At 67.6% G+C, this 6,317-nt stretch carries 6 protein-coding genes and 1 pseudogene; 5 read left to right on the top strand and 2 right to left on the bottom strand.

Annotated elements, in window-relative coordinates:
* Positions 1-136 (top strand): annotated as a pseudogene (tuf, locus tag WBV89_RS01055) (elongation factor Tu); the annotation flags it as partial.
* Positions 137-167: 31 nt separating this feature from the next.
* Complete coding sequence (rpsJ, locus tag WBV89_RS01060) at positions 168-479, top strand: 30S ribosomal protein S10 (RefSeq protein WP_348478425.1); 312 nt, start codon at positions 168-170, stop codon at positions 477-479.
* 168 nt (positions 480-647) lie between these two features.
* On the opposite strand, the gene WBV89_RS01065 is transcribed toward rpsJ, so the two are convergent.
* Both WBV89_RS01065 and WBV89_RS01070 read right to left on the bottom strand, forming a co-directional pair.
* Complete coding sequence (locus WBV89_RS01065; RefSeq protein WP_423979485.1) at positions 648-1,271, bottom strand: hypothetical protein; 624 nt, start codon at positions 1,269-1,271, stop codon at positions 648-650.
* Positions 1,272-1,406: 135 nt separating this feature from the next.
* Complete coding sequence (locus tag WBV89_RS01070) at positions 1,407-2,066, bottom strand: Crp/Fnr family transcriptional regulator (protein ID WP_423979486.1); 660 nt, start codon at positions 2,064-2,066, stop codon at positions 1,407-1,409.
* 243 nt (positions 2,067-2,309) lie between these two features.
* On the opposite strand from WBV89_RS01070, the gene WBV89_RS01075 reads away from it, so the two are divergent.
* Genes WBV89_RS01075 through WBV89_RS01085 form a run of 3 tightly spaced genes read left to right on the top strand, consistent with a single transcriptional unit; the run spans position 2,310 to position 6,239 of the window.
* The gene (locus WBV89_RS01075; protein WP_423979487.1) at positions 2,310-3,350 is read left to right on the top strand and encodes a S1C family serine protease; all 1,041 of its coding nucleotides are present in this window, start codon (positions 2,310-2,312) and stop codon (positions 3,348-3,350) included.
* A gap of 57 nt (positions 3,351-3,407) precedes the next feature.
* The gene (locus WBV89_RS01080) at positions 3,408-4,601 is read left to right on the top strand and encodes an alpha/beta hydrolase (protein ID WP_423979488.1); all 1,194 of its coding nucleotides are present in this window, start codon (positions 3,408-3,410) and stop codon (positions 4,599-4,601) included.
* 42 nt (positions 4,602-4,643) lie between these two features.
* Positions 4,644-6,239: a fused MFS/spermidine synthase gene (locus WBV89_RS01085; protein WP_423979489.1), complete on the top strand. Its 1,596-nt coding sequence runs from the start codon at positions 4,644-4,646 to the stop codon at positions 6,237-6,239.
* Positions 6,240-6,317 lie beyond the last annotated feature (78 nt).

The following is a 6,317-nucleotide window of genomic DNA, read 5'->3' on the forward strand; positions in this document are numbered from 1 at the left end:
GGTGATGCCGGGTGACAATGTCGAGATGACGGTCGAGCTCGGGAAGCCGATCGCGATGGACGAGGGTCTGCGGTTCGCGATCCGTGAGGGTGGCCGCACCGTCGGCGCCGGCCGCGTCACCAAGATCATCGCCTGATCCGGACGTTCTGAGAAAGAGGAATTGACCAATGGCACAGAGCATCCGTATCCGCCTCAAGGCGTTCGACCACGAGATCATCGATCAGTCGACGAAGAAGATCGTCGAGACGGTCACCCGGACCGACGCCACCGTGCGCGGCCCGATCCCGTTGCCGACCGACAAGCACCGGTACACGGTCATCCGCGGACCGCACGTCGACAAGGACAGCCGGGAACACTTCGAGATGCGAGTGCACAAGCGCCTCATCGACATCGTGAACCCGAACAACAAGACGATCGACAGCCTGCAGCGCATCGAGCTGCCGGCCGGCGTCGACATCGAGATCAAGATCCAGAGCTGAACCGGCATCTCGGCACGTCGCGGACCTGATCCGCGGCGTGCCGGGGAGCCGACAGCAGATCGAACAGCAAAATGGGCGGGCCGTGTGGCCCGCCCATTTCGCTGTCTGAACTCGGATTCGGCAAGGTCCCCCGACTCGGCCGAACCCGGTCCACAAGCTGTCTGAGGATCAGCCTGCGATTCGCTGGAGAAATCCGAGTCCCATCACCTCGTCGTGGTCATGGGTGGCGATCGACTCGTCCGGGTGAGGCGCGGGCGCCGGAGCGGCCAGTGACAGTGTCGGCAGATCGGGAACGAGCTGATGGAGTTCGGGAAGGTCGATGTGGTCGGCGATGCCGAGCACCACCGGACCGATCGCTCGGATCCGTGGGACATCGATCCGTCGCACCAGCGTCGCCTCCGACTCACCGAAGAAGCTCCCCGGGCCGAGGACGGCGACGGGCTGGTCCTTGACGGTGATCGCAACGCGACCTTCGAGCACGAAGAATGCCTGACGTGGAACGCCGGGATGCTGCATGACGATCGCGTCTGCTGCCAGTGGGACGGGCGTCAGCAACTCCTGAACCCGGGGTGCCGCATCGTCGCCCACCGAGAGCCGGAGCGCCTGGAGTTGGCGTCGACGACGCGTGGCCGCATGGTTCGCGAGGATCTGTCGCCGCAGAGAGAACCAGCGCCGCTTCGCGGGCTGTGTCGATGCTCGACGATCATGCGTCAACGTCTCGTCGGTCGAGGTGCCGGTTCGATCGGGGTCGCCGAGGAGTGACGTGGCTCCGAGAATCGCAATCCTCTGCATGACAGCTCCTTGACGGGTGAGTGGGGGACAACGACATCCTCCGCCCACGCACCGTCGCGGCGCTGGCTACCAGTGCACACTCCGAATGTGACGTGCGACACCGTCGCGCACGTGTCGCCCGTTCCCCAGTGATCGTCAGCCGGTCGCGATCGCTCGAAGCCCGTCGAGGTCCTTGATCACGATCGCCAGTCGTGACGTCTCGATCACATTCCGCTCACGCAGAACTCGCAGCGCCTTCACCGCGCCGGCACGCGACAGGCCCGCCCACTCGCCCAGCTCCTGTTGTGACACCGGGAGCGCGAGTGACACCTCGGCATGCGCGTCGACCTCGTCCGCCAACTGATCGAGTCGGGCGGCCATGCGCGTCACGGCGTCGGCCGTCATCACCTCGTGCAGGTGGTAGGTCGCCTCCCGGAGGCGGATCGCGAGGTCCTCGAGGACCACCCGCGCGAGATCGGAATGGTTCGTGAGCAGCCGGTCGAGAGCTGCGTACTCGATGCGGAGCACGACCGTCCGTTCCACGGCCTGGAGCGACGAGGACCTCGGTGCCGGCGCGAGCAGGGCGAGTTCGCCGACGAGACATCCGGCGCCGCGCAGTCCCACGACCGAGACCCGCCCACCGGGCGACGACTTGACGATCTTCAGGAGGCCGTCCAACACGTAGAAGGCAGCCGTCGCCGGCTCCCCGTCGCGCAGCAGAAAGTTCCCGTCGGCGACGATGGCCTGGCGCCCGGCGGCCACGACGGCCGCGCGAGTCTCTTCGCTCACACGAGAGAGCAGGTCGGGGGCGGGCATCGCGAGGAAAAGTACTCGGTCCCGTTGTTGTGAACGCTGCCCGAACGTGGTGACCGTGCGTCCGAGCCGGCCGATGCATCAGATAGACACGGTGGAATGGCACCACTGCCTCCCCCCGCTCCGGGCCAAACGCCGTTGAACGCGGCGCCGGCGACTCCTCCTTCGTCGGCTCGCTCCTCCTTCTCCTCCTCTGCGTCCGAGCGGGCGCCGCGCCGTTCGCGACGTCGTGTCGCATCGCTGCTGGTGCTCGTGGGTGTCGTCGCCTGGCTCGGCGGTCTCGGTGGAGCGGTGTTCGGTAGCCAGGTCGCCGACTGGTTGGACGATCCTCCGTCCCGTTCGTCCGATCAACCGCTCGATGTCGCCGCGCCGCGGCCTGGATTCGAGAACCGGATCGACGTCGCCCAGGTCACGTCGTACGTGGCTCCGTCGACGGTGACCGTGTCGGCGGACATCGCCGGTGGGATGTCGCTGGGGACCGGCGTGATCATCTCCGACGACGGCGAGATCCTGACCAACGCCCATGTCGTCGACGGTGCCGACGAAGTCCGGGTACGTCTCGCTGGAGAGTCCGAGCCGCGCGAGGTCACCGTGCTGGCGGCCGATCGCGGCAACGATCTCGCGCTGCTGAGGATGGCCGGAGACGGATTCGCCGCGGCGACGTTCGCCGATCCCGGGAGCGTACGGATTGGCGACGACGTGATGGCGATCGGTTTTGCCCTCGGACTCGACGGCGAGCCTTCGGTGACGCTGGGGATCGTGTCCGCAATGGATCGCAGCGTCGGACAGGACAACCTGTTCCTCGACGGTCTCATCCAGACCGACGCGGCGATCTCGTCGGGCAACTCCGGGGGACCACTCGTCAATGCCGCCGGTGAGGTGATCGGGATCAACACCGCGGTCGCGCGCGACACGGCGGTCTTCACCGCGACGAACGTCGGCTTCGCGATCTCGGTCGGTGAGGCATTGCCGGTCGTGGAAGCACTCCGCGCACAGGCGGACGGTGCGGTCCGCGAAGAGGCGTTCCTCGGCGTCGGTCTCGAAGACCGACGCGACGGTGGGCAGGGTGTCATCGTGATCGATGTCGAGCCCGGTACGCCCGCCGCCGATGTCGGCGTCGGCGTCGGCGACCTGATCGTCGCGGTCGACGGTGCCGTCACCGATGGTTCGTCTGCACTCATCGCGGCGATCCGCGACAAGCAGCCGGGTGACAGTGTGACCGTTGCGATCGTTCGCGACGCCGAGTCGATCGAGTTGGACGTCACGCTGACCGATCGCCCCGACTGAGAAATGCGCGTCGGCGCGAGGCACCGAGCGCATTTTCGGTCATCTACGGTCGACGCCATGGATGATGTCTTGCTCGGTTCCCGTCGGCCTTTCGGTCTCGGATACTGGCCGCTCCCCGAGGACGACCCGGGTGTGGCCGTGCGCCGCGAATCGATCCGGCTGGTCTCTCCCGACGGCGCGCTCGTCCGCGGGGTCCTGTGGACCCCACCGGTCGGGACGCCGTGGAAGACGGCGGTGATCCTGTCGCACCCACGCGGTGACTTCAGCGTTCACTACGCGTGCCCGCTCCTTGCTGCGGCGGGCTACGCGGTACTCGGATTCGGCACCCGGTACATGAACAACGACACCGATTGCCTGCACGAGGCGTGCATCACCGACGTGCAGACCGCGCACGACGAAATGATCCGGCGCGGGGCCGAAGCGGTCGTCCTCCTCGGCAACTCCGGCGGTGGGTCGTTGATGGCGATGGCGAACGCCGAGCTCGGAATCGGCGACGGATGGGTCGGGATGGCGGCGCATCCGGGCGAGGGGGTGTTCATGTTGCAGGTGATCGACCCGTCCGTCGCCGACGAGGACGATCCGTTCGCGACCGTTCCCGAACTCGACATGTACCACCCCGACAACGGTTGGCGACCCTGGCCCGAGCCGTGCTCGTACGACTCGTCGTGGGTGGCCACGTATCGCGAGGCCCAGCGCGCCCGGGTCGCGCGAATCGACGCGATCGCCCGGTCGTCGATCGCAGACTCCGCGTCGGCCGTCGGCGCGCTCCGAGGAATCGATGCCGCCGCCGATCCGGTCACATTCCGGGAGGCTCGCCGCCGAGCGGTGTTCACCAAGTACCTGACGATCTACCGCACCCTCGCCGACCCGGCGTACCTCGACCTCTCGATCGACCCCGACGACCGGGCGATGGGGTCGCTGTTCGCATTCCCCGATCCCTTCGACGCCAACTACGGGCGCGGGGGACTGGCGCGAACGATGACCGCACGCGGGTGGCTCAGCACGTGGTCGGGACTCTCGAGCGGGGCGAAGCTCGCCGACACGATGCCGAAGGTGACCGTGCCGACGTTGCTGATCCATCCCACCGCCGACACCGAGATCCGGGTCTGGCAGGCCGAGGAGATCGTCGCTGCGGCCGGTGCGGACGACGTGACCTACATCGAGATGAAGGGTGCCCTCCACTATCTCGAAGGTGATCGACCCGCCGCGTTGGGCCGCGTCGCCGGCTGGCTCGGTGAGCGCTACCCCTGAGTCGCGGGGCGGTGGGAGCGACGTGCCCGTAGCCTGCTGCGCGTGACCGACGCCGCCGGACCTCGACCGACCGTGGACGATGACGCCGATCGCGATGACGGCCTGAAAACTGCGCCGGGCGGTCCATTGTCGGGATGGCTTGCGATCGCCCTGGTGACCGGCACGTCGGCCGCGGTCCTCGTCCTCGAGATCCTCGCGGGGCGCCTGCTCGCTCCGTACGTCGGCGTCAGTCTCGAGACGTTCACCGGAATCATCGGGACGATCCTCGCCGGGATCGCCGTCGGAGCGTGGGCCGGTGGCGTCGCGGCCGACCACATCGATCCGCGGCGCCTGCTCCCGGTGCTGCTCGTCGCCGGTGGGGCTCTCGCGATGGCAACGATTCCGATCGTGCGGATCCTGGGCGAAGGGGGCGGGAGCGGAGGTGGGCCGCGGATCCTGGTCCTCACCGCCTTCGGGTTCCTCCCGTCGGCCACCGTGCTCAGTGCGGTGCCCCCGGCGGTGATCAAACTCCAGTTGCGCGACCTCGCATCGACCGGCACCACCGTCGGCCGACTCTCGGCGTGGAGTACGGCGGGAGCGTTGTTCGGCACGTTCTTCACCGGGTTCGTGCTGGTGTCGACGGCGGGGGTGACCACCCTGATCATCGGTGTCGGCGTGCTGCTCGTCGTTTCGGGCATCGCCTTGTGGCTGGTCGGTCGCGCGGGATCGACGGGGGAGATGCTCGGTCTCGGTGGGCTCGCCGCGGTGGCGCTCATCGGTGCGGTGGCCGTCGATTCCCCGTGTGAGACGCAGACCGCCTACTACTGCCTGTCGGTGGTCGAGGACCCGTTCGTGGAGTCGGGGCGCACCCTGGTGCTGGACGATCTCCGCCACAGCTACGTCGACCTCGACGATCCGAGTCACCTGGAGTTCTGGTACATCCGTCGCATCGTCGATGCGATCGAGGTGCAGACCGCCGAATCGGATGAACCGATCGATGCGGTGTACGTCGGTGGCGGCGCCTTCACCGTGCCGCGTTACCTCCGTGCCACCCGTCCGGGCAGCGAGCAGACGATCCTCGAGATCGACGGTGACCTCGTCGACGTCGTCGAGGACGAGATCGATTTCGATCGGGACGACGACGTCGAGATCGTGGTCGGTGACGGGCGACTGTCGATGGCGGACCTCGCGACGGATTCGGCCGACGTCGTCGTCGGTGATGCGTTCGGGAGCCGGGCGGTCCCATTCCATCTGGCCACCGAGGAGTTCCTCGCCGATGTGTCCCGTGTCCTGCAGCCGGAAGGGATCTACGCGGCGAACATCATCGACGGGCCGGATGAAGAGTTCCTGAGGGCCGAGGCGGCCACGATCGCCCGTGTGTTCGAGCACGTGGTCGTCGTGCGTGGACCTGGCATCGTCGGTGGGTTCAACGGCAACTCCGTGGTCGTTGCGAGCGACTCACCGATCGACATCGACGCGCTGTCGGAACGTCTTGCGACCGAGGCCGGCATCGATCCGGGCTCCAATCAGGGATCCGAGCCCGCTCGGATCGTCGGGGAACTGGTCGCCGGAGCGGATCTCGACGTCTATCTCGGCGGGGCGACCATCCTCACCGATGACTTCGCGCCGGTCGATCAGTTGATCGCCGGCACCGACTGACCCGACGCGGCCCGGGTCGCTCCGGCGCCGCCCGACCACATCAGCCCCGAATCACCCGAATCGGGCGATCTCGTGAAC

Source organism: Ilumatobacter sp. (genome assembly GCF_049588435.1).
In the GTDB taxonomy this organism is placed as follows: domain Bacteria; phylum Actinomycetota; class Acidimicrobiia; order Acidimicrobiales; family Ilumatobacteraceae; genus Ilumatobacter_A.

Bases quoted from the DNA above. Each gene is read 5' to 3' on its own strand.
- WBV89_RS01070 (WP_423979486.1), bottom strand. From the start codon at position 2,066: ATGCCCGCCCCCGACCTGCTCTCTCGTGTGAGCGAAGAGACTCGCGCG.
- WBV89_RS01080 (WP_423979488.1), top strand. From the start codon at position 3,408: ATGGATGATGTCTTGCTCGGTTCCCGTCGGCCTTTCGGTCTCGGATAC.
- rpsJ (WP_348478425.1), top strand. From the start codon at position 168: ATGGCACAGAGCATCCGTATCCGCCTCAAGGCGTTCGACCACGAGATC.
- WBV89_RS01065 (WP_423979485.1), bottom strand. From the start codon at position 1,271: ATGCAGAGGATTGCGATTCTCGGAGCCACGTCACTCCTCGGCGACCCC.